The sequence below is a fragment of the Clostridioides sp. LIBA-6822 genome (assembly GCF_056688955.1).
The window spans coordinates 805,644-829,718 of the sequence record NZ_CP196995.1; the positions used below are offsets into that span (position 1 = coordinate 805,644).

Annotated in this window: 17 protein-coding genes; 14 read left to right on the forward strand and 3 right to left on the reverse strand. The window is 29.3% G+C overall.

What is annotated here, in order from left to right; all coding sequences use genetic code 11:
• Positions 1 to 13 precede the first annotated feature (13 nt).
• The 8 genes from pheT to ACTG48_RS04120 all read left to right on the forward strand — a co-directional run bounded on the left by pheT (position 14) and on the right by ACTG48_RS04120 (position 11,672).
• On the forward strand, positions 14 to 2,407 hold the full coding sequence (pheT, locus tag ACTG48_RS04085; RefSeq protein WP_021383515.1) for a phenylalanine--tRNA ligase subunit beta: 2,394 nt from the start codon (positions 14 to 16) through the stop codon (positions 2,405 to 2,407).
• Positions 2,408 to 2,431: 24 nt separating this feature from the next.
• Positions 2,432 to 3,022, forward strand: coding sequence for a cell division protein ZapA (locus tag ACTG48_RS04090; RefSeq protein ID WP_021383456.1), 591 nt, complete (start codon positions 2,432 to 2,434; stop codon positions 3,020 to 3,022).
• A 160-nt stretch (positions 3,023 to 3,182) separates the two neighbouring features.
• Positions 3,183 to 3,863 carry a YoaK family protein gene (locus tag ACTG48_RS04095; RefSeq protein ID WP_044212786.1) on the forward strand — a complete coding sequence of 227 codons (681 nt, stop codon included), beginning with the start codon at positions 3,183 to 3,185 and terminating at the stop codon, positions 3,861 to 3,863.
• 294 nt (positions 3,864 to 4,157) lie between these two features.
• Entirely contained in the window at positions 4,158 to 6,659 is a 2,502-nt protein-coding gene (locus ACTG48_RS04100) for a U32 family peptidase (RefSeq protein WP_021383478.1), read from the forward strand.
• 97 nt (positions 6,660 to 6,756) lie between these two features.
• Positions 6,757 to 7,341: an HD domain-containing protein gene (locus tag ACTG48_RS04105; RefSeq protein WP_044212816.1), complete on the forward strand. Its 585-nt coding sequence runs from the start codon at positions 6,757 to 6,759 to the stop codon at positions 7,339 to 7,341.
• Positions 7,342 to 7,553: 212 nt separating this feature from the next.
• Complete coding sequence (locus ACTG48_RS04110; RefSeq protein WP_021383488.1) at positions 7,554 to 8,030, forward strand: NUDIX hydrolase; 477 nt, start codon at positions 7,554 to 7,556, stop codon at positions 8,028 to 8,030.
• 113 nt (positions 8,031 to 8,143) lie between these two features.
• Positions 8,144 to 8,965: a nitroreductase family protein gene (locus tag ACTG48_RS04115; protein WP_021383532.1), complete on the forward strand. Its 822-nt coding sequence runs from the start codon at positions 8,144 to 8,146 to the stop codon at positions 8,963 to 8,965.
• A 316-nt stretch (positions 8,966 to 9,281) separates the two neighbouring features.
• The gene (locus ACTG48_RS04120) at positions 9,282 to 11,672 is read left to right on the forward strand and encodes a diguanylate cyclase domain-containing protein (RefSeq protein WP_021383530.1); all 2,391 of its coding nucleotides are present in this window, start codon (positions 9,282 to 9,284) and stop codon (positions 11,670 to 11,672) included.
• A gap of 349 nt (positions 11,673 to 12,021) precedes the next feature.
• Here the strand turns inward: ACTG48_RS04120 and ACTG48_RS04125 are convergent, their stop codons facing one another.
• Positions 12,022 to 13,473, reverse strand: a complete 1,452-nt coding sequence (locus ACTG48_RS04125) for an aminoacyl-histidine dipeptidase (RefSeq protein ID WP_021383476.1) — start codon at positions 13,471 to 13,473, stop codon at positions 12,022 to 12,024.
• A 320-nt stretch (positions 13,474 to 13,793) separates the two neighbouring features.
• Here ACTG48_RS04125 and ACTG48_RS04130 point away from each other — a divergent pair, with 320 nt between their 5' ends.
• The 4 genes from ACTG48_RS04130 to ACTG48_RS04145 all read left to right on the forward strand — a co-directional run bounded on the left by ACTG48_RS04130 (position 13,794) and on the right by ACTG48_RS04145 (position 19,825).
• Positions 13,794 to 16,172, forward strand: a complete 2,379-nt coding sequence (locus ACTG48_RS04130; protein WP_479918212.1) for an endonuclease MutS2 — start codon at positions 13,794 to 13,796, stop codon at positions 16,170 to 16,172.
• Between the two features lie 21 nt (positions 16,173 to 16,193).
• On the forward strand, positions 16,194 to 16,607 hold the full coding sequence (locus ACTG48_RS04135) for a 2-thiouracil desulfurase family protein (protein WP_479918213.1): 414 nt from the start codon (positions 16,194 to 16,196) through the stop codon (positions 16,605 to 16,607).
• 340 nt (positions 16,608 to 16,947) lie between these two features.
• Complete coding sequence (gene argS, locus ACTG48_RS04140; protein ID WP_479918214.1) at positions 16,948 to 18,648, forward strand: arginine--tRNA ligase; 1,701 nt, start codon at positions 16,948 to 16,950, stop codon at positions 18,646 to 18,648.
• Between the two features lie 253 nt (positions 18,649 to 18,901).
• Positions 18,902 to 19,825 carry a hypothetical protein gene (locus ACTG48_RS04145; protein WP_479918215.1) on the forward strand — a complete coding sequence of 308 codons (924 nt, stop codon included), beginning with the start codon at positions 18,902 to 18,904 and terminating at the stop codon, positions 19,823 to 19,825.
• Positions 19,826 to 19,829: 4 nt separating this feature from the next.
• Here ACTG48_RS04145 and ACTG48_RS04150 read toward each other — a convergent pair whose 3' ends face one another.
• A complete protein-coding gene (locus ACTG48_RS04150; RefSeq protein WP_003418305.1) occupies positions 19,830 to 20,036 on the reverse strand; it encodes a hypothetical protein in 207 nt (68 codons plus the stop codon).
• Positions 20,037 to 20,171: 135 nt separating this feature from the next.
• Between ACTG48_RS04150 and ACTG48_RS04155 the strand changes: the two genes are divergently transcribed.
• Positions 20,172 to 21,926: a B12-binding domain-containing radical SAM protein gene (locus ACTG48_RS04155; RefSeq protein WP_479918216.1), complete on the forward strand. Its 1,755-nt coding sequence runs from the start codon at positions 20,172 to 20,174 to the stop codon at positions 21,924 to 21,926.
• Between the two features lie 17 nt (positions 21,927 to 21,943).
• Positions 21,944 to 23,086 (forward strand): tetratricopeptide repeat protein, encoded by a 1,143-nt coding sequence (locus ACTG48_RS04160; RefSeq protein ID WP_021383467.1) that lies wholly within the window; start codon positions 21,944 to 21,946, stop codon positions 23,084 to 23,086.
• 79 nt (positions 23,087 to 23,165) lie between these two features.
• Here the strand turns inward: ACTG48_RS04160 and ACTG48_RS04165 are convergent, their stop codons facing one another.
• A complete protein-coding gene (locus ACTG48_RS04165; protein WP_479918217.1) occupies positions 23,166 to 24,074 on the reverse strand; it encodes a LysR family transcriptional regulator in 909 nt (302 codons plus the stop codon).
• Between the last annotated feature and the right edge of the window lies 1 nt (position 24,075).

Here is a 24,075-nt window from a genome sequence, read left to right on the forward strand (position 1 = left end):
GGAGGGTATGTAGATGTTAGTATCTTTAAAATGGCTTAGAGACTATGTTGATATAGACATGGATGTAAAAGAGTTCGCTGACAAAATGACAATGACAGGAACTAAAGTTGAAACAATAGATTATTATGGTGAAGAAATAGAAAATATATTGGTTGGAAAGATTTTAGAAATAAAACAACACCCAAATGCTGATAAGTTAGTTGTAACTAAAGTAGATATTGGAGATAAAGTTGTTCAAATAGTTACAGGAGCTACAAATATATCAGAAGGAGATTATATTCCAGTAGCTGTAAATGGTTCTAAATTACCTGGAGGAGTTGAAATCAAACAAACTGACTTCAGAGGTGAATTATCAGATGGTATGATGTGCTCAGCAGCTGAATTAGGTATAGATGAACACTACATTGAAGAGTATAAAAGAGGTGGTATATATATTTTAGACCACGAAGATTCTTATGAATTAGGAAAAGATATAAAAGATGTTTTAGGATTAAAAGATGCTTTAATAGATTTTGAATTAACTTCAAACAGACCTGACTGCAAATGTATGATAGGTATAGCTAGAGAAGCGGCTGCAACTATAGGAACAAAAGTAAAATATCCTGAAATTGAAGTAAAAGAAAGTGATGAAGAGATAGACTTCAAAGTTGAAATAGACAATCCAGACTTATGTAGAAGATATTTTGCTAGAATGGTTACTGATGTAAAAATAGAGCCTTCTCCATATTGGATGCAAAGAAGACTTACAGAAGCAGGTGTAAGACCTATAAGTAACATAGTTGATATAACAAACTTCGTAATGTTAGAGCTTGGTCAACCACTTCATGCTTTTGATATAAATCAAGTAGAGACGGGAAGAATAGTAGTAAGAACTGCTAAAGATGGAGAGAAACTTGTAACATTAGATGATGTTGAGAGAACATTAGATAAAGATATGCTAGTTATAACAAATGGAGAAAAATCACTTGGTTTAGCTGGTGTAATGGGTGGTGCTAACTCAGAAATAACTGACTATACAAAGACTGTTCTTTTTGAAAGTGCCAATTTCAAACCAGAAAACATAAGAACTACAGCTAAAAAAGTTGGAATTAGATCAGAAGCATCTTCAAGAAATGAAAAAGATTTAGACCCTAATCTTGCAGAGATAGCAGCAAATAGAGCTGTACAACTTGTTGAGATGTTAGGAGCAGGAAAAGTTTTAAAAGGTGTTGTAGATGTATATCCAAATAAACCAGAACCTAAAAAATTGGTAGTAAATCCTCAAAGAATTAACCATCTTCTAGGTGTAGATGTACCAATGGAACAGTTTGTAGGAATTTTAGAATCATTAGAATTTAAATGTAATTTAATAGCTAATGATAAACTAGAAATAGATGTACCAAGTTTTAGATCAGATATGGAGCAAGAAGCCGATGTATGGGAAGAAATAGCTAGAATCTATGGATTCGAAAACATACCTTCTGTACAATTAGAAGGAAATACAACAGCAGGAATTAAAACTTCAAAACAAAAATTCATGGATGCTTTAAAAGATAATTCAACTGCTGTAGGGTTAAACGAAATATTAACATATTCATTTGTAAGCCCTAAGGGAGTAGACAAAATAAGAGTACCAGAAGGTAATGCTAAGAGAAACTTTGTTAAATTACTTAACCCATTAGGAGAAGAAACTTCTGTAATGAGAACTACTTTAATACCAAATATGTTAGATGTTTTATCAACTAATGTATCTCATAAAATAGAAGAAGTATATGCATTTGAGTGTGGACATATATTCATACCACAGGATTCAGAGTTGCCTAAAGAAGAAAATAGAATGTGTGTAGGTATGTATGGTAAAGATGTTGATTTCTTTGCATTAAAAGGTGCTATAGAAACAATACTTGTAAATGTAGGATTTAAAGAGTATGAAATTGAACCTCAAGATAATAATACTACCTTCCACCCTGGTAGATGTGCTAAAATAGTGTATAATAATAAATATGTAGGTACATTAGGTGAATTGCATCCAGATGTTATAGAAAATTACAATCTAGGTCAAAGAGTTTATGTCGCTGAAATAGATATTGACTTTGTATTTGATAATTCTGATAGAACAAAGAATTATGTACCATTACCAAAATATCCATCTACATCAAGAGATATAGCTCTTATTGTTAAAGAGGATGTATTTGTAAAACAAATAGAAGATATAATAAAGGAAAATGGTCAAGGATTAGTAGAAAGTTACAAGTTATTTGACGTTTACAAAGGTTCTCAAATAGAGGCTGGATACAAGTCAATTGCATATTCAATAACTTATAGAAGTAAAGATAAAACTCTAACAGACGAAGATGTAGCTAAGGTGCATGATAAGATATTAAGTGAATTAAGCGAAAAATTGAATGCTAACTTAAGATCAAATTAACAACTAATGTCGGGGGAGGTTAGGATGAACAAAGTAATGGTTAAAATCCATGGCGCTGAATATCCAATGGTTGGAGATAAGTCAGAGAAGTTTATGATTAGTATTGCTGATTTTGTTGACAAAGAAATGGATAAAATAACACGTCAAAACCCGAAATTAAGCTTATCAGTTGCTGCGATATTAACTGCATTAAATATATCAGACCTTTTATTTGAATGTTCAGATGAGAATGAGAAGTTGATTAAAGCTAATGAAGAATTGAGTAAAAAGGTTGGGTCTTCTAATGAAGAGCTTCAATTAGAAATTAAGTCTTTAAAGCTTACAATAGCAGAAAAAGAGGCAGAGAGTCGTGAAACTGAGGCTAAGATGAAAGAGTTAATTGATATTATAGAAAATAAAAAGCAAGAAATATTCGAACTTAGTAATACGACAGAAGGTTCTAGAGCTGAGTTAGATGCTTATAAAAGCAAGATTGAGGAGTTAAGTGCTCAACTTGAAGAGGCAAATGAAAGAGCTACGATAGCCGAGAATTTGGCTTCAGAGTTTCAAAACAAAGCTTATGATTTACAGCTAAAATGTACAGGGTTAAATAATGATGAAAAAAATGTGAAATAAAATTAGAAGATTTGCTGTCTCTATTGTTTTTTGAGACAGCTTCTTTTAATGTATAAATACAAATATGTGTAAATATAAAAGTTTTTTAATATTAATAAAAAATAGTATCTAAAATAATTTTGATTTGGTATCTATCATTAGAAAGTGAGATGTTTTATATATGACAAACCAGAGTCAGATGTCTGAATCATTCTTCTTATGCTCTTTATTGGCAATAACAGGAGGATTTTTAGATATTTATACTTATGTAGTAAGAGGTAAGGTCTTTGCTAATGCACAGACTGGAAACATAGTTTTATTAGGGCTTAATATAGCAGAAGGGAACATAAAAAAATCTTTTTATTACTTGATTCCTATTTTGGCATTTATGTTAGGTGTCTTTATAGCAGAGAAGATAAGAAAGTACTTCAAAAATAATTCTAAGATTCATTGGCGTCAAATTATCATTATAATAGAAATGATTACTATACTTGTTGTTTCTTTTGTACCTAGAGGACAATTTAATATGTTTGTAAATGTTGCTATCTCTTTTATTTGTTCAATGCAAGTAGAGAGTTTTAGAAAGGTAAATGGAAATAGTTTTGCAACGACAATGTGTACTGGAAACTTAAGAAGTGCCACAGAAACATTATTTCATTATATACAGACTAAGAATATTTTTATGATAAAAAAGAGTTTGCAGTATTATGCTATTATAGTATTCTTTATATCTGGGGCTATTTTAGGAACTTTTTTTACAAAGATTTTTGTGGAAAAGTCAATCCTAGTATGTTTCTTTATTTTGGCAGTAGTCTTTGGAGTTATGTTTATCAATAAGGATGATTCATTTAATGAAAACTAACTTAGTATAAATTGATAAAAAATGAGTTATTATTTGATATACTTTATACAGTAAATAGTGTATAAATTGTTTGAGACATATCAAGTTAAATATAGTAAGTAGCGTATAAATTGTTTGAGATATCTTAAATATAATAAGTAGTAAATAAGTTATTTTAAATACATTAAATATAATAAATAAGGTATAAATTATTTGGTGTATTTTAGATATAGTAAATAGTGTATAAATTTAATGTAAATATTTATGTTATAGATAATTATATTAACCTAATAAGTATAAATAGAGGAGAAAAATATGAAAAAAATAGAATTACTTGCACCAGTTGGCTCTTTTGATTCATTAAAAGCAGCAGTACAAAATGGAGCAAATGCTGTGTATTTAGGTGGTAAAGACTTTAGTGCAAGAGCATCTGCAAATAACTTTGATAGAAATGAGCTAATTGATGCTGTTAAATACTCTCATATAAGGGGAGTGCAAGTCTTTGTTACTGTGAATACATTGATAAAACAATATGAGATAGAAGATTTTGTAGAGTATGTAAAATTTTTATATGATATAGATATAGATGCTTTAATAGTACAAGATATAGGAATGGCAAGGCTTATAAAAAAACTATTGCCTGATTTTGAACTACATGCAAGTACTCAAATGGTAGCTCATTCGTTAGAAGATGTTAAATATCTTCAAAGTATTGGGTTTGATAGAGTTGTTTTGGCAAGAGAATTAAATGTCGATGAGATAAAATGGATTTGTGAAAATACAACTGTAGATATAGAAGTTTTTGTACATGGGGCTTTATGTGTGTGTTACTCAGGTCAGTGCCTTATGAGTAGTATGATAGGAAATAGGTCTGGAAACAGAGGTAGATGTGCACAACCATGTAGACAAAAATATGAGTTGATAGATATAAATACAGGTGAAGTAGTAAAGAGTGATGGAGATTATTTGTTGAGTCCTAGGGATTTAAGCACTATAGAAGACTTAGACAAAATAATTGAAGCAGGTGTATTATCTTTAAAAATAGAAGGAAGAATGAAAAAGCCAGAATATGTAGCTACTGTAGTTTCAGGATATAGAGAAGCAATTAATGAATTTGTAGATAAGAATAAAATAAGTATTTCTGAGGAAATAATAAATAATTTGTACACTATATTCAATAGAAAGTTTACAAAAGGATATATATTAGGTGAAGTTGGTAAGGATATAATGAACTCAAATAGACCTAATAATCAAGGTCTCTATGTTGGAAAAGTTTTAGATTATAATAGAAAAAGCAAAAGACTTAGAGTTATGTTAGAAAATACCCTTAAAAAAGGTGATGGAATTAACCTAGGTGGAGGCACTATTGGAAGGATAATAAAAGATGGAGAGATAACTACAATAGCACATAAAGGAGACTTAATAGAATTGGATTTTGTTGGAGAAGCAAAGAGAAATCAGCTTATATTTAAGACCTCAGATAGTGAGTTGATGGATAGAGTACAAGCTACATTCCAGCAAGATAAAGAGTTAATAAAAACTAATATAAAAGCAAAAGCAAGTATTAAATTAGGTAAAAAACCAGTACTTTCTATGAGTGATTTTTGTGGGAATAAATCGGTTGTAGAGGGAGAAAAGGTAGTTGAAAAAGCTATAAAAGTAGCTTTAAGTAAAGAAAAAATAGAGACACAAATTCAAAAGCTTGGAAATACACCTTATACACTAAAAGGTATAGAAATTGATTTGGATGAAGGTGTAAGTATGCCTATAAGTATGTTAAATCAAATGAGAAGAGATTGTATTGAGCTTTTAGATAAAGAAAGAATAAAGATAAAAGATAGAAAATTTAAGAATAATAGATTAAAATACCAGCCAAATAGAGTAAATAAACAGAAAAAACTTAATACAGCCCCTAAAATTAGAGTTAAAGTCAAAAACTTAGAGCAATTAGAAGCTGTATTAAAATATAATATAGATTTAATTTATTATGAAGATATAAATACACTATCAAAAGCTCTAGAAATGGTATCAAATATTTCTAAAGAATCAATAGTTTCAAATGTAAATAACATAAATACTTCTGATGAAAAGAGTTTTAATGCTGAAAATAGTGAAAGCAGATTGATATATTCAGTACCAAGAATTATTAGAAATAAAGAATATAAACAATTTGAATTATTAGATAACATAAAAGGTGTCAATAAGATTCAAATTGGTAACTGGGGTTCTATGGAATATTTTAAAGGAAAGGACATGAATATAGATTGCTATTTAAATGCATTTAACAGTGAAAGTATAAATCACTTTAAAGATGAGGGAGCTAGTACAGTTTGTTTATCACAAGAATTAAATCTAAATGAAATTAAACAAACTTTAAAATATACAGATGTAGAAATCGAAGCAGTAATATATGGATATACTCCTATGATGATTACAGAATACTGTCCTATGGGAGTTGTTGTTAGGGATTGTAAAAAGGATAAGAGAGTTGCTAAATGTAAAGAAAGCAGTTATGCTTTAAGAGATTTTACAGATGCAAGTTATAGGATAACACAAGATATATTCTGTAGAAGCACGATTTACAACTCAAAGGTTACTTGTATGTTAGATAATCTATATGAGTTAGATGAAATTGGAATAGATGTGTTTAGAATAGATTTTACAGTGGAAAATGGCGAAATGGTTAAAAAGATTATAGATGCTCATATTGAGGTTTTGAGTAATGATTATAAGCTTGGAGAAAAGGCTACTAACCTATATAAGCAGTTGGATAAAGTTGGAACAGTTGCAGGACACTACTATAAAGGTGTAGAATAAATATAATATGAAAAATATACATAAATATATAAATAAACTTGGATTTATGTGTATTAATATACAAAAATATCATATATATGAAAAAATAGGGGGATTAATGAAAATGAGAGAAGAAGCTTTAGAAATTTTATTTAAGTATTTAGAGACTGACAGAATGAGAAAACATTGCTATGCTGTTGAAGCGGTTATGAAAGATTTAGCCAAAAGATTAGAGCCAGAAAAAGAAGAAGAGTGGGCAGTTGCAGGTCTTTTACATGATTTAGATTCAGATATAGTTGGAAGAAAACCAGGGGAAATCTGTGAAGGGCATGCTACAACAACAGTAGAGCTTCTTAAAAAAGAAAACTTTGGTGATGAAGAGATGTATAGAGCGATACTTGGTCACCACGATGGAATGGGAGTTACAAGAACTAGCCTTATGGAAAAAGCTATATATGCAGCAGACCCTATAACTGGGTTTATAACTGCTATAGCCTTGGTTTATCCAGATAAAAAACTTACTAGTGTAAAAACAAAGTCTGTAATTAAAAGAATGAAAGAGACGAGATTTGCTTCAAATGTAAATAGAGATGCAATGAGAAGTATAGAAGATATAGGGATTCCATTTGATGAATTTGCAGAGCTTTCTCTGAATGCAATGAAAAATATAAGTGATGTTCTTGAAAGTAATGAAAATGAATAATGTAAAAGAGATAATAAATTTAATTGTCTAATTTATTAATAATTTATAAAACAGATTACTAATAAGAGATTAAATAATTGATGCTTAATTAAGTTATCAATACTTGATTTAACAAATCACTAAGAACCAGTTAATTATGGTGATAAGTATATTTAAGAAATAGAGTATCAATAATCAAATAAAAAACAGAAAAAGAAAGTAAGGCGGGATATATGAAGCTTACGACTATTTGTTATATAGAAAAAGATGATAAGACTTTAATGTTATATAGAAATAAAAAGAAAGATGATATACATGAAGGTAAATATGTAGGAGTTGGAGGAAAGTTTGAGCAAGGAGAGACTCCTGAAGAGTGTATAATCAGAGAAGTTAAAGAAGAAACTGGACTTACGCTTAAATCACTAACATATAAAGGTCTTATAACTTTTCCAAAATTTAAGAATGAAGAAGACTGGTACATGTTCCTATATTTTTCAGATGACTTTGAAGGTAGTTTGTCCGAAAAAGATTTGGATGATTGCAAAGAAGGTAAATTACTTTGGGTAGACAATGATAAAATATTTGACTTAAATATGTGGGAAGGTGACAGATTATTTTTGAATTGGGCTAAGACTGGGAAAATTTTTAGTGCAAAGATAATATACAATAATGGAGAATTGGAAGATTATAGTGTAAGTTTCTTAACTTGATTTGTATAAAAATTTTCAATTTAAACTCATATATTGTTAAAAAAATAAAAATTGACTTAGACAACTATTTGCTTTATACTAAAGTAAAATTTTTAAATGGAGGAAAATTTAGGATGATAGACATAAATTTAGAAACATGCGTAGGTTGTGGCTTGTGTGAGTCAGACTGCCTTGTAAATGCAATAAAAGTTAGAGAAAATAAAGCAAAGGTAAAAAATGTTCTCTGTATTAATTGTGGTCATTGTATGGCAATTTGCCCAACAGACTCTATAGAAATGCAGGGATTTGATAAAGGTGAGGTATTAGAATACAATCATGAAACTTTTGACTTAGAGTCTGAAAACTTGATGAATTTCATAAAATTTAGAAGAAGTATAAGAGACTACAAAGATATAGAGGTAGAAGAAGAGAAAATAAGAAACATAGTAGAAGCTGGTAGATATACACCAACAGGTGGAAATAGACAGCCTCTAAGATACATATTAGTAAAAGATAAGTTAAAAGAAGTAAAAGAATTGGCAATAGAAGGGCTTTATAATTTAGCATTAAATACTGATGATGAAGACTCTGTTCGCTCTATATATAAAAATACGTTTAAGAGAATGTATAAAGGATATAAAGAAAAAGGAATTGACTCTTTATTTTATGATGCACCACTACTTATGGTAGTTGTTGGTGATATTTCTTTAGGTGGAAGTGTATATGTAGATGGAGGATTGGCTGCATCTAATATGGAACTTATGGCTTACTCTCAAGGATTGGGAATGTGCTATAATGGATTTTTCGTTATGGCATCAAATGTAGAACCAAAGATAAAAGAGCTATTAGGAATGAATGATAACGAAGCAGTTATAACTTCATTTATATTAGGCTATCCAAATGTAAAATATAAGAGAACTGTAAATCGAAATGTTGCTAAATTTGATATAAAGTAGTACTCGGATTGTGTTCTATGCTAAATCAAAATAGATAATGCTATATAATTAATACATCAAATTTATTGTAAACACAAGGTAAATAGAGTATAATCAAAATATATTATGTATGAATGAGGATGTTAAATTTTTACAAAAATTTTATGTCCTTTTTTGTACTAATCTATTTTTCAAGTCTAAGAATTTATACAGTATACTATACTGTAAATATTATTATATGGAGGATTTTATAGTGAATTTGAAAAAATTACTTTCATTAGTTTTTGTAATTATGTCCATATTCACTTTCTGCATATTTCCCTTTAAGAGTAATGCTATGAATAATGATAATCGTACCATACGTGTTGCTTATCCCATTCAAAAAGGTTTAAGTGAGATAGATGAAAAAGGTAGGTACTCTGGGTATACCTATGAATATTTACAAGAAATTGCCCAATATACTGGGTGGAATTATGAGTTTGTTCAAGTCGAAGGAGATATAAATGAATCTCTTATTAAGTTAATGGATATGTTAAAAAATGGTGAGATTGATTTAATGGGTGGCTTGTTGTATGATGAACCATTAGAGAAAGTGTATGATTATGTCGGATATAGTTATGGAACTGTAAATACAGTATTACAAGTACTTCATGATAATGCAGATATTGACAGTGTAAGCTCACAAGTGACAAAGAACATGCGTATTGCTGTAATAGAAAATTCTACTAGTAAAATTAAAGAGTTAGATAGATACTGTGAAATGAATCAAATATCCTCTGAATTGATACCTTGTAAAACAATGGAAGAACAAATACAAGCTCTAAAGGATGAAAAAGCAGACGCAATGCTTAATGTCAGTATGAATCCTAGAGATGATTTGCGCACTATAGCTAAGTTTTCTCCTAAGCCATTTTATTTTGTTACAAGCAAAGGCAATACAGAATTATCTAAAAAGCTTAATTCAGCGATATCTAACATTGAGCAAACAGACCCTTATTTTTCACCTACATTATATGAGAAATATTTTACACCAGAGAATAAAGAGATGATTTTATCTAAGAAAGAATCTGAGTACATTAAAAATACAAAAACTTTAAAAGCAGGTGTTTTACTAAACAATCCGCCATTTCAATATGTAGATGATAAAACAGGAAAATTAAAAGGTATTTCAATAGATTTATTGAATTACCTGGCAAAGAAGACTGGTTTGAAATTAGATATGGTGCCTGTAGAATCTCAGAAGGATTTAGAAAATATGATAAAAAATTCTAAGGTTGATATTGTAGCAGGCATGACATACGATTATGAAAAGGCACGTAAACAGCATGTAGCTATGACTCGGCCATTTATTTCTACACAGTATATGATGATGATTAACAATAAGGTAAACGAAGATAGCTTAGAAAATAAACGTTTAGCTCTTGAAAAAGGTACTTCTTATAAAGGCTATTCTGCTAAAAATATAATTTGGTATGATACGCTAGAAGAATGTATTGATGCTGTGAATAGTGGAAAAGCAGATTATACATATGGTGAAGGTTATTCCATACAGTATTATGTAAATCAACCTAAGTATAAGTATGTTCGTTTAATTCAACAAAACTACGAACAACATCTCTTCTGTTTTGGTGTAGCTAAACAGAATGAACAGGAATTATTTAGTATATTAAATAAGGCTGTAATTAGTATACAGACTGAAGAGATGCAATCAATTATTTATAATAATACTACATATATATCAGATTTTTCTCTAGTTCAAATTATGCAGGAAAATCCAATTCAAACTATTCTTGTAGTATTTAGCATATCATTATGTATTATTATAATTATGGCTTGGAGTCTTCGTACTCGTACAAGCATGAATCAGAGAATTTCTTTAGAGCTTAAAAAACATACTGAAGTATATGAGATGGCAAGTGAATACTTTTTTGAATATGATTATCAAGCAGATAAAATTACGATTGCGATGCAAGAAAATGGTGTTAATGTCTTTGGAGGTCTAAGTCATTGTAAAGACACATCTGGAAATGAAATTGAAAAAGAGTACAGAGAACAATTTTTTAAGTTGATTATGGAACAAGAAAATGGTTCAACAGAAATTTATTGTATTTGCCCTGATAGGGAGTTTCATTGGATTAGAATTACATCAAAGATAATTTATAATGAAAAGAATGTACCTGTTTATTCAATAGGCAAATTGCACAATGTTGATTGTGAAAAAGAGGAAAAAATGAGACTGTTAGATAAAGCACAAAAAGACAGTTTAACAAATATTTTTAATGCAGCTTCTATAAGGGAGATGGCTACAAAGAGTTTGGATGATTTATCGAATAATGAAAGAGGAGCTTTACTTATTTTAGATATTGACCATTTTAAAGAGATAAATGACAATTATGGTCATCTTATTGGAGATAAGATGCTGATTGCAGTTGCAAATATTCTCACTAAATCTTTTGAGGAATGTGACATAGTAGGTCGCCTAGGAGGGGACGAATTTAGCATATATGTTAAAAGTGTAGAGGATATGGAAAGCCTTGTAGAAAAATGTAATATTTTATATGATAAAATCCATGGTATTAAATTACCAAATGGTAAGAGTATATCTGTAAGTATGGGTGGTGTAATGTCAAAACAAGGACAAACATATGATGATATATACAAAATGGCAGATGATGCTCTTTATAATTCGAAAAAGCAAGGTAGAAATTGCTTTAAAATTGTTGAATAGAAAAATTTTCTTTATATACTTTATATAATCTATACATAATGAAAACATGAAAAAACATATAAGTATATGTTTTCTAGAAAAAATGAAGTGAATCAATTTACATATGTAAAAATTACTAAGTGGGGTAATTTAATATCTTGATTATAGGTAATTATATAAGTTTAAATAATAAAAATATATTAAATAAAAATATGTAATGAAATAATAAAGCCTAATGATAAATATAAAAATGCATCATTAGGCTTTATTCCTATAAACTTTTATAATGTTAATTTATAGAATGAGTTTTATATAGATTTATTTATAATCTATAATTGTATCCAAGAGTTAATCTAAATAAAATTTAGATTTAATATTGGTTCATAGATTTTAATATTTCTATAACATAATCCCAAACATTAGCTATAGAAGGGATACTAACATGCTCATTTGGAGTATGAACATCAAACATATCTGGTCCTATAGAGATAGCTTCAGCATGAGGAAGTTTATCAAGTAATAATCCACACTCAAGACCAGCATGTAGAGCCATAACAGTAGGAACTTTACCAGTTAATTTTTCATAAGTCTCACTACATATTTTTTCTAATTTAGAACCTTTTTTGAACTCCCAAGCTGGATATTGAGAAGTAAGACCATAATCAGCACCTAAAGCTTGAGCTAAAAGTCTTATTCTATCAGCTATTTCATCTCTAATAGACATAACAGAACTTCTAACAGAAGTTAAGAATTCAATAGTAGATTCTTTAGTTTCAATTATAGCGAAGTTAGTAGAACTTTCAACTAATCCTTCTATATCAAGGCTTACAGATTGAACACCATGAGGAGTTAAGCTTGACATTTGAATAACCTTTTCTTTACAATCTTTAGCAAGAACTTTTTCTACAGAAGTTTCAGCAACTGAATAAGTCATACCAGGGTCAGAAGTAGTGAACTCATGTTTAAATGCAGTTAAAATATCATTTATTTGTTTTTTAGCAACTTCAACATCAGCTTTATTAACAGCTATTACACACTTAGCTTCACGAGGTATAGCATTGTGTTTAGTTCCGCCATCAACTGAAGCCAAATCATAGTCAACATCTAATACACTTAATACTCTAGCTATTGCTTTGTTAGCATTTGCTCTTTGTAAAACAATTTCCATACCAGAGTGTCCACCTAATAGTCCAGTAACTTCAACTAATAAACCTTGCTTATCAGCTTCAACTTCTTTGTACTCAACAGGTAAACTAACAACACAAGTTTTACCACCAGCACAACTAACTAATAAGTATCCTTCCTCCTCGGAGTCCATATTTAGGATATATTGACCTTTAATTAAACTAGGCTCTAATGCATCAGCACCATTCATACCATCTTCTTCATTAACAGTAACTAAAACTTCTAATGCTGGATGCTCTAAAGTGTTATCTTCTAATATAGCCATACCCATAGCAACAGCTATACCATTGTCAGCTCCTAGAGTAGTTCCAGTAGCATATATCATGTCACCATCAATTCTTAATTTTATAGGGTCTTTAAGAAAATCATGTTCAACATTCTTTTCTTTTTCACAAACCATATCCATGTGTCCTTGAAGAACTACGCCTGGACAATTTTCATATCCTTTTGTAGCAGGCTTTCTTATTATTATGTTTAAGCTTTCATCTTGAATAGTTTCAAGACCTAAATCTTTACCAAAGTTAAGTAAAAAATCACTTATACCTTTTTCATTTCCAGAACCTCTAGGAATTTGAGATATTTTCTCAAAGTTTTTAAAAACATTCTCTGGTTTTAATCCTTCTAATACGTTTCCCATGACTTATGTTCCTCCTTAATTTATCTATATAAGTAGCTATTTTAAAAAAACAAGCTAAAATAAACTTCTTTAAAAATATTAAAGAAGATTTTTTAACAGATTATATTACAAATAAAGCATGTTTATGTATAATATATAGATAGCTACATACATAGTATAATACAAAATATGTGTAAAATATATCTAAAAGAGAAAAAATATAATAATTTTAGAAATGAAAAAGAAATAAAACTTGCAGTTTTTATTGGAAATGCTTGAAAAGCATACATTTTTAAAATTAAATAAAAAAGTTAAAATATCGAGGATGGTGAATATAGAAAATGAATGAGAAATCGTTAAGAGTTCTAGAATACAACAAAATAATAGACTTATTAAAGAAGAAAGCCTCATCTTCTTTAGGTCTAAAATATATAGAAAGTTTAGTCCCAAATACTGATTTTGTAGAAGTAAAATCCATGCTAGAAGAAACTAGTGAAGCTCAATCAATTATTATAAAGAGAGGTTCAGTAGCTTTGGAAGGTATTCATGATATAGAAGACAAGGTAAAGAGAGCATATATAGGAGCATCTCTTGACCCAGGAAGTCTAATTATGATAGCAGATACTTTAAGAGTAGCTAGGAGATTAAAAAATAGTCTATCTAGTAGTGATGAAGAAGATTTCAATTATCCAATAATACAATCTCTATCAAATTCTCTATACGTGTATAAAGACATAGAAGACCAGATATACACTGCGATAATTAGTGAAGTAGAAATATCTGACAATGCTTCAAGTACACTTAGAGATATCAGAAGAAGAATATCTCAAAAAAATCAATCCATTAGGTCAAAACTAAATTCAATAATAAGTTCGACTACGTATCAAAAATACTTACAAGATGCCATAATTTCTCTAAGAGGTGATAGATTTGTAGTGCCTGTAAAAGCTGAATATAGGTCGCAAGTAGCTGGTATAGTACATGACCAGTCATCTTCTGGTGCGACACTTTTTATAGAGCCAATGACTATAGTAGAGATGAATAATGAGTTGAGACAGTTGAAATTAGGAGAACAAGAAGAGATAGAAAGAATTTTATCAGAGCTTTCTGCTATGGTTGGAGAAGTGAGTGAACATTTGATTTCTAATCAGGAGATACTAGGAAGATTGGATTTTGCATTTTCAAAGGGAAAACTTTCTATACAAATGAGAGGTATAGAACCAACTTTAAATGAGGATAAATATTTAAATATAAAAAATGGAAGACATCCATTGTTGGATAAGAAGAAAGTAGTAGCAAATACGATTTATTTAGGAAGAGACTTCCACACATTGGTAATAACAGGTCCAAATACAGGTGGTAAAACTGTTACAATAAAAACTGTAGGTCTATTTGCACTTATGACACAAAGTGGACTTCATATACCTGCTGATTATGGAAGTAGTATGTGTGTATATGATAATGTATTTGCAGATATAGGAGATGAACAAAGTATTGAGCAGAGTTTATCAACATTTTCATCGCATATGACGAATATAGTATCAATACTACAAAGTGTAACAGCAGACTCTTTAGTTATATTTGACGAATTAGGAGCAGGAACAGACCCTGTTGAAGGAGCTGCCCTTGCAATAGCAGTATTAGAAGATATAAACTCTGTAGGAGCTAAATGTATAGCAACTACTCACTATAGTGAGCTTAAAAACTATGCTCTTACTAAATCTGGTGTAGAAAATGCAGCAGTTGAATTTGATATAGAAACATTAAGTCCGACATATAAACTACTTATAGGTGTTCCTGGAAAATCGAATGCTTTTGAGATTTCTAGAAAACTTGGACTAAGTGATTATGTAATTTCACGTGCTAAAGAATATATAAATACAGATAATATAGCATTAGAAGATGTATTACAGAATGTTGAAAAGAATAGAATCAAAGCAGTAGAAGACAGAGAAGAAGCTGAAAGATTAAAAGAAGAGATTGAAAGACTAAAAGTAGAGTATGATGAAAAGCTTGAAAAATTGATTAGCCAAAGAGATAAGATGGTTGAAAAAGCTAAATCAGAAGCCTTTTCAATTATAAGACAAGCTAAAGAAGAAGTAGACCTAATAATAAAGGAACTTAGAAATCTTGAACAGGAAAGAGCTTCAAAAGAAAAGAATCGTAAGATAGAAGAGCTTAGAAAAGAATTGACTAGCTCCATGGGAAGTCTTCAACCAACAGTAAAAAGTATGATAGTTCCAAAGGTTTCAAATAAGGAGATAAAAGACCTAAAACCAGGTGAAGAAGTTAAGGTAATAACTTTAAATCAAAATGGTAGTGTAGTTTCAGTGGATAAAAAGAGAAAAGAAGCAGTAGTGCAAATTGGTATAATGAAGATGACTCTACCTTTTAAGTCTTTACAAAAAACTCGCAAAGATGTTTCAACAAATGTAACTAAATCAACAAGAAATATCATAAGGTCAAAATCTGGTAATATAAAAAATGAAGTTGACCTTAGAGGATTAAATTTAGAAGAAGCTATAATGGAAGTCGAAAAATATCTTGATGATGCATATGTGGCAGGATTAGAATCTGTAACAGTAATACATGGAATAGGTACAGGAGTATTGAAAGCAGGACTACAAGACGTCTTAAGAAGAAATAGACATGTAAAATCACAAAGAGGTGGTCAATACGGAGAAGGTGGAGCAGGAGTAACAATTGTTAAACTAAAATAATTTGTATGGGAGCACATTTTTATGATATTAGTATCTGCATGTTTAATAGGAATAAATTGTAAATATAGTGGCGATAATAATGAAAATGAAAAAGTTAAGGAATATTTAAAAGGCAAAGAATTTACACTTGTATGTCCAGAACAGTTAGGTGGTCTATCTACACCAAGACCACCTGTTGAAATAGTTGATAATAAGGTAATTACCAAAGATAATAAGGATGTGACAGAAAACTTCGTAAAGGGTGCAAAAGAGACTCTAAAAATAGCAAATTTATATGTATGTAGCGAAGCAATATTAAAAGAAGGCAGTCCATCTTGTGGGTGTAATTTAATTTATGACGGTAGTTTTTCTGGTAAAAAAATCTCAGGAAAAGGTGTCACAGCAAAACTACTTGAAGAAGCAGGAATAAGAGTTAAAAGTGAAAAAGATTTGTAGAAAATCAATACAAGAATAAAAAAGTTGTATATAAAGATAGTTACAAGCATGTGTATAAAGATAGTTATAAGAATTAACCAAATTTATAAAACATCATAAAAAGTAGAAAAGTTGTATAAAAAGTAAATGTAAGGTTGAAAAAATCTTATACAGATTAATAAAATGGTATAAATTAAAATTGTAATTAGAGCATTTTTAACGTATGCAGAATTCATACAAAGGGTACATTTTTTAAAGTACTTTGTCACATAATGAAATACTTGAAAAAACACGAAATTTGATTTAACATAAAGAGATAAGCACAATATAAACCAGGTACAATGTAGAGAGGAGCAACAAGATGCAAGATTTCAAGGTAGCAATATCAAATTGCCTTAAAGAAAAAATAGAAGATTTATCGAAAGAAGAGATAGAGGCACTTATAGAAGTACCACCAAATAAGGATATGGGTGACTATGCTTTTCCATGCTTTAAATTAGCTAAAGTATTTAGAAAAGCTCCAAACATGATAGCAAATGAATTGGCAGAAAGTATAGAACCAAGTGGAGAGATAACAAAGGTAATACAATTAGGCGGATATGTAAACTTCTTTGTAAATAAATCTCAATTAGCAGAAACTGTAATCAAAAAAGTATTAGAGGAAAAAGAAAACTACGGTCATAGTGATTTTGGTAAAGATAAAACTGTAATAGTTGAGTATTCTTCTCCAAATATAGCAAAACCTTTCCATATAGGGCATATAAGAACTACAGTTATAGGGAATGCTTTATATAAGATATATGACTCACAAGGATACAAGACTATAAGAATAAATCATTTAGGTGACTACGGAACTCAATTTGGTAAGTTAATAGTGGCCTTTAAAAAGTGGGGAGAAAAGACGGTAGTAGAATCTAATCCAATTCCAGAATTACTAAAATTATATGTAAGATTCCATGATGAGGCTGAACAATATCCAGAAATGGAAGATGAAGCAAGAGCATGGTTTACTAAATTAGAAAATGGTGACGAAGAAGCAAAAGAATTATGGCAATGGTTTAGAGATGAGAGTTTAAAAGAATTTAACAGAGTGTATAAACTTTTAGATATAGAATTTGATTCTTTGGCAGGTGAAAGTTTCTATTCTGATAAGATGGGTAAAGTTATTGAGTTATTAGAAGAGAAAAATCTTTTAAAAGAGTCTAAAGGTGCAAAGATTGTTGATTTAGAAGAATATAAGATGCCACCAGCACTTATTACTAAGAATGATGGTTCAACTCTATATATGACAAGAGATTTAGCTGCTGCAATATATAGAAAAGAAACTTACAATTTTGACAAGTGTATATATGTAGTTGGTTCTCAACAAAACTTACATTTCCAACAATGGTTTAAGGTAATTGAGCTTATGGGATACGATTGGGCAAAAGATTTAACTCATGTTGGATTTGGTATGGTAGCTCTTGAAGAAGGTACTATGTCAACTAGAAAAGGAAGAGTAGTATTTTTAGAAGATGCTTTAAATCAAGCTATAGATAAGACTAAGGATATTATACTAGCTAAAAATCCAAATGCTAAAAATGTAGATGAAATATCTAAGCAAGTAGGTGTTGGTGCAGTAGTATTCCAAGAATTATCTAATAGTAGAATAAAAGACTACACATTCTCATGGGAAAGAACATTGAGCTTTGATGGTGAGACTGGACCATATGTTCAATATACACATGCTAGATGTTGTGCAGTTTTAAGAAAATCAGAAGAAGAAGTAACTTCTGATATAGATTATAGTCTATTAGCTGATGAAGATAGTGCAGAAGTTCTTAGAGTTATAGAATCATTTAACAAAAATATTTTACTTGCTCTAAAGAAAAATGAACCACATATAGTGACTAGATTTATGTTAGATTTGGCTCAAGCGTTTAATAAATTTTATCATGACAATCCAATTTTAGTAGAAAATTTGGAAATTAGAAAAGCGAGACTTGCATTAGTTCTAGCTACAAAACAAACTTTAGAGAATTCTCTGAAGCTGTTGGGAATGCACGCTCCAGAAAGAATGTAACACGATAAAATGTTGAAATAAAAAGAATAAAATTGAACTTAGTACGCAATTTGTATAACTGTAAAATATAGGGATGTCGAAAACTGATACTTTACATATAAAAAAGTAGTATCGTATAATAATATATAGATAGTAGATTACAATGATTTTTGTACACTACTATCCCCCTATATATGACAGCTTCTTAAACGGGCTGTCTCTTTTTTTTTAATGACAAGATATTTAGATTCAATTTTTTAGAAAGGATATATTTATGAATGACGAATTACTAAAAAAAGTCTACACATCTTCTTTTAATAGTGCAAGTAGGGCTCTTAAAGATTTGATTATAATAAATACAAAATCCTTAATAGATGATAAAGTGCAAAGATGTGTATATATAGACGAAAATAGACTGAGAGATGAACTTGTTTACTATAGATTTTATGGAGAGAAAATAGGTACTATTAATTTTTTAAATATTTTATTACCATTAATTTTATCAAATACTAATATCCAAAAAAGTGAAGATGAGGTTATTAGACTAATAAAAAAATATGTGAATTATTTTAAAAAAGAAGAATCTTTATTTGATTATTTGTTAGGTTCTGTAGCTTATAATTCTGTTATGCACAATCTTATAAATAATAGTAAAATAGAATATGTCGAATTACTACAAAGTATTAAAGACAAGATAATAGGATTTTCTATAGAATTAGACAAATCCGATATTGTAAAGTTTCAGATGGCAAGGATTAAAGCAATACAATTAATTGATAAATATATTGATTCGAAGTTTGAAGATTATGATGAAGAAAGTATTCTATTAAATGTGTTAAACGTCTTATATGATGTATATATGGAAGATAGGATTGTAGAAAATGAAGGAATTAAGAGCATAAAAAAATCTATATTATCCATTTTGGGTGAAGATAGTGAATTAAATGAAGATAATATAGATTTCATTTTTTCTATGTCGGAATATGTTGTTAAATTGAGAAAATATAAAATTGGAGTTAAAGCTTACAATAAAAAGATAGACCCAAGAAGTCTTATAAGACTTGAAGAAGGTAATACTATAATAGACCCCATATTTAATCAAATAACAGTTATGTCGAAAACCTTTAATGATAATATATTAAGCATAAAAATAAATTCTAAATCAGGTATTTATATATTGAAATTTAAAAAGGTTTAGGTTATTAGAGCGTGCTATTTTTTTCTAGATAATCCAAAAAATCTTTTTCCTTAGTGTCAGTTAAAAAACATAATTCCTTTACAATATTATTTCTAAGGTCAATAAAATCACTAATTTGAGTATTTTCATTAGTGTATTCAAGAGACTTTATAATAAGTAGTAAATCTCTTTTTGATAAAGAGTTGATAGATACTTTTTCAATTAATTCCATAAAAAACTTCCTTTCCTCACATTACTTGAAATTAATAAATTAATTATATAGATATTATTAAAACTTTACATATACTATTTTAACCTATAAGGGGTACAAAAAGACAGTATAATCTTAAAAAGAGGTGAGAAATATTTGAAAATTTTATTAACAACATTAAATTCTAAGTTTATTCATACAAATTTAGCTATAAGATATCTAAAAGAATTTGTAAGAGATTTGATAGAAGTTGATATGAAAGAATATACGATAAATAATGATTTGGACTATATTTTGAAGGATATATACAAAAACGAGTATGATATAATATTATTCTCCACATATATTTGGAATGTGGGAGATATAGTTAAGCTTTGTGATAATCTAAAAAAAATTAGACCTAATACTAAAATAGCTTTGGGCGGACCAGAAGTTAGTTATGATAGTTATGAGGCGATGAAAAAGTACGACTTTGTGGACTATATACTTTATGGAGAAGGAGAATTAATTTTTAAAGACTTAATACTTCACTTACAAGGTGAAAAAAACATAAACGATGTAAATGGACTTGTATATAGACAAGGCAATGAGATAATAGTGAATAAACCAATGGAATTACTTAAAAACTTGGACGAGATTCCTAGTCCTTATGAGAATTTAAATCCAAAGGAATATGAAAATAGAATAGTGTATTATGAATCATCAAGAGGTTGTCCATTTAACTGTCAGTACTGCTTATCATCTACTATTCCAGGTCTAAGATATTTTAGTTTAGATAGGATAAAGAGTGATTTAAAAGCTTTAATAGATGCAAAGGTATCACAGATAAAATTTATTGACAGAACATTTAATGCAAATAAAAAAGTAGCTATGGAAATTATGGATTTTCTTATGAAAAATGATAATGGATATACTACTTATCATTTTGAAGTTACAGCGTATTTGATAGATGATAAGATGCTTGAATTTTTAGCTGATTGTAAAGAAGGTCTTTTTCAGTTTGAAATAGGTGTACAATCGACAAATGAAAAAACACTTGATGCAGTAGGTAGAAGGGATGATTTTAAAAAGTTGTCTCATGTTGTGCAGACTGTAGCATCTTATAGAAATATACATCAGCACTTAGACTTAATTGCAGGGCTTCCTTATGAAGATTATAAGAGTTTTGAGAATTCCTTTAATGATGTATTTAATTTAGGTATAGAGCATCTACAATTAGGTTTTTTAAAGATGATTAAAGGTACAGGCATGAGAAAAGTGGCAGATGAGCATGGTTTTAAATATAAAGATTATGCTCCATATGAATTTTTATATAATAATTATATAAGTTATGAGGAAACATTGAAGCTAAAGGATATAGAGGATATATTGGAGAGATATTATAATTCTAAAAACTTTGTGTTGTCTATGAGATATATTATAGGCAAGTTTTATAAACAAAGTCCTTTTAAATTCTTTGAGACTTTTGCCAAGTATTTTGATGAAAATGGATATTTTGATTTGGCACAAGGAAAGAATCAACTTTACAAAATATTGATGGATTTCTATAATGAAAAAATAAATATAGATAATGATGTATTCAATGATATATTAAAGTATGACTATATATCACTGGGTAAAACATCGAATATACCACAGTTTTTTAATAAGTTAGATGTGGATGATTTTAAGAATAGATGCCATGTATTTTTACAGGATAATGATAATTTATCAACATATTTACCTAGTTTTGTTGATAAGCCAGCTAAACATATAATAAAATATGTTCATTTTGAGCCATTTAAATTCAATGTTGTGGATTTAAAAAATGATATAAATACAGAAATAAGAGAAGAAGAAAATGTAGTCTTATTTGAATATGATGATAAAAAAATATTTGAGAAATCTAAAACTCATAAAGTAGAGATTTAAATATTTAGGAGGAGAAAATGGATTTTAAAATAGAAAAATATTTGCTGAAAAAGGCAGAGGAACTAGCTTTTATTACTATAAAGCATGGTGGAGAGTTTAAATTAAAGAGCTATGATGTGCCAAAAGATGGATTAGATGTACCTATAAAAAATGAGGTATTGGTAAAAGGAATAAAAGAAAAGACTGCCCAAGATAAGTTAAATTCAATGTCTATAGCAGATGCTATGATATATATAATTGGGATAGATAGTAAATTTAAAAACAATGGAGAATATGAAAAGTTTTTAAATGCTTTAGCTAAAGATATTAATCTGGATTTGAAGGCATATATGGGATATATGTCAAGAAAATACTTTGAGATTGGTGAGCATACAGATTCTTTAATATATATAAAAGCATTTATAACAATGTATCCAGATGATTTAGATGCAATGTATAATTATGCAATTGTTTGCCAAGAGATAGCAAAACAGTATCAAAAAGACATGGATGAGAAGGCAATGAATGCATTTTTACTTGAAGCAATGGCCAAGCTTGAAAAGATAATTGGTGTTGATGAGAATTTTGCATTAGGTTATTATCACTTAGGCTACCATTACTATAATCAAGGTCAATATCTAAAGACCAAGCTAACTTGGGAAGATGCGTTAAGACTGGGGCTAGATGCTGATTTAGTAGCTGAGATACAAGATAATCTAGGAAAGATGGACTTTAAGGTTCAGTACGAAGAAGGATATACGCTTGTATTTCAAGGTAAATTTAAAGAAGGATTAGAGAAACTACTTCCATTAGAAGAAGAACATATGGATTGGTGGAACTTGTTGTTCATGATAGCTCTTGGATATAAGGGTATGGGCGAAATAGAACAGGCTGAGATGTATTTGGAGAAGATATTGATAATAAAGCCTAAGCAAGTGGATGCTATAGTGGAATTAGGGCTTTGTGAGGCTTATAAAAATAATTTAGACAAAGCAATAGAATATTTTGAACAAGCTGCTAAGATAAAGGAAGACCCAGAGATACTTTGTAATTTAGGTATGGCTTATTTAAATAATGGTGATATTGATGATGCAACTTATTATATAGAAAGAGCTTATGAATTGAATCCACAAGATGAGATTACAATTGCTTGTTTAAAAGAGCTTGGAATAAATAAGTAAGTATATTGTTAAGTTGTATTTGATTTTATTGGTTAGGCGGTATAACATTTATCATGTTATACCGCTTTTTATTTTTTACTTATTTTCCTTCAGATGAGTTCAACAGGATATAAGAAAAGTCTTTTTGTATTTGAAGTAAAAATTTTTCAGCTACTTTTGAAAATATTTGATGTTTTTTCCATATGATATTTAATTTAGCTTCTAAAGGGGGAGATAGAGGTCTAAAACAAAGATTACTATTTTCTGTAGTATTAATGAGTCTATCTAAACATAAAGCATAACCTAGTCCTTCTTCCACTAGAAGAGAAGCATTATAAACTAAATTATATGTAGCAACAATATTTAGCTTTTCAGTACTATATTCAAGCCATTTAGAAATTGCTTTATCAACTAGTGTCTGTCTTGAAATAATAAGTGGTATATTACATAAATCTTTTGGATTTATCGTATTCTGTGAAGCAAGGATACTGTCTTTACGCATTAGTAACCCCCAAACATCAGTAGCAGGAATTTGTGTATAATCATACTTCTGTATGTTTGCAGGTTCAATTAAAATCCCAAAGTCAAGAAGTCCTTTGTCTAATTTTTCAGTTACATCATCAGCATTTCCGCTAAAAATGTGGTATCTTACATTAGGGTATTTTTGATGAAAATGATGTGCAGCTCTAGCTATAAGTCGCATAGCTTCAGTTTCTCCACCACCTATATATATATCACCACTAATAATTTCATTGGGATTGTCAAATTCCAATTCTACTTTATCAACTAATGATATAATTTCCTCTGCTCTTTTATGTAAAAGTCTACCTTCATTCGTTAAGGAAACTTTTCTATTTCCTCGAACTAATAATTTGACTCCCAACTCTTCTTCAAGTTCTATAATCTGTCTAGAAAGTGTTGGCTGTGTTATATGTAAAAAGGTTGCTGCACCAGATATACTTTCCTCTCTTGCAATTGCTAAAAAATATCTTAATACTCTTAATTCCATA

Excerpts from the sequence above, each read along its gene's own strand:
- ACTG48_RS04135 (WP_479918213.1), top strand. The coding sequence starts at position 16,194 with ATGATATTAGTATCTGCATGTTTAATAGGAATAAATTGTAAATATAGT.
- argS (WP_479918214.1), top strand. The coding sequence starts at position 16,948 with ATGCAAGATTTCAAGGTAGCAATATCAAATTGCCTTAAAGAAAAAATA.
- ACTG48_RS04165 (WP_479918217.1), bottom strand. The coding sequence starts at position 24,074 with ATGGAATTAAGAGTATTAAGATATTTTTTAGCAATTGCAAGAGAGGAA.
- ACTG48_RS04130 (WP_479918212.1), top strand. The coding sequence starts at position 13,794 with ATGAATGAGAAATCGTTAAGAGTTCTAGAATACAACAAAATAATAGAC.
- pheT (WP_021383515.1), top strand. The coding sequence starts at position 14 with ATGTTAGTATCTTTAAAATGGCTTAGAGACTATGTTGATATAGACATG.
- ACTG48_RS04145 (WP_479918215.1), top strand. The coding sequence starts at position 18,902 with ATGAATGACGAATTACTAAAAAAAGTCTACACATCTTCTTTTAATAGT.
- ACTG48_RS04160 (WP_021383467.1), top strand. The coding sequence starts at position 21,944 with ATGGATTTTAAAATAGAAAAATATTTGCTGAAAAAGGCAGAGGAACTA.
- ACTG48_RS04115 (WP_021383532.1), top strand. The coding sequence starts at position 8,144 with ATGATAGACATAAATTTAGAAACATGCGTAGGTTGTGGCTTGTGTGAG.
- ACTG48_RS04110 (WP_021383488.1), top strand. The coding sequence starts at position 7,554 with ATGAAGCTTACGACTATTTGTTATATAGAAAAAGATGATAAGACTTTA.
- ACTG48_RS04090 (WP_021383456.1), top strand. The coding sequence starts at position 2,432 with ATGAACAAAGTAATGGTTAAAATCCATGGCGCTGAATATCCAATGGTT.
- ACTG48_RS04125 (WP_021383476.1), bottom strand. The coding sequence starts at position 13,473 with ATGGGAAACGTATTAGAAGGATTAAAACCAGAGAATGTTTTTAAAAAC.
- ACTG48_RS04150 (WP_003418305.1), bottom strand. The coding sequence starts at position 20,036 with ATGGAATTAATTGAAAAAGTATCTATCAACTCTTTATCAAAAAGAGAT.
- ACTG48_RS04100 (WP_021383478.1), top strand. The coding sequence starts at position 4,158 with ATGAAAAAAATAGAATTACTTGCACCAGTTGGCTCTTTTGATTCATTA.
- ACTG48_RS04105 (WP_044212816.1), top strand. The coding sequence starts at position 6,757 with ATGAAAATGAGAGAAGAAGCTTTAGAAATTTTATTTAAGTATTTAGAG.
- ACTG48_RS04120 (WP_021383530.1), top strand. The coding sequence starts at position 9,282 with ATGAATAATGATAATCGTACCATACGTGTTGCTTATCCCATTCAAAAA.
- ACTG48_RS04095 (WP_044212786.1), top strand. The coding sequence starts at position 3,183 with ATGACAAACCAGAGTCAGATGTCTGAATCATTCTTCTTATGCTCTTTA.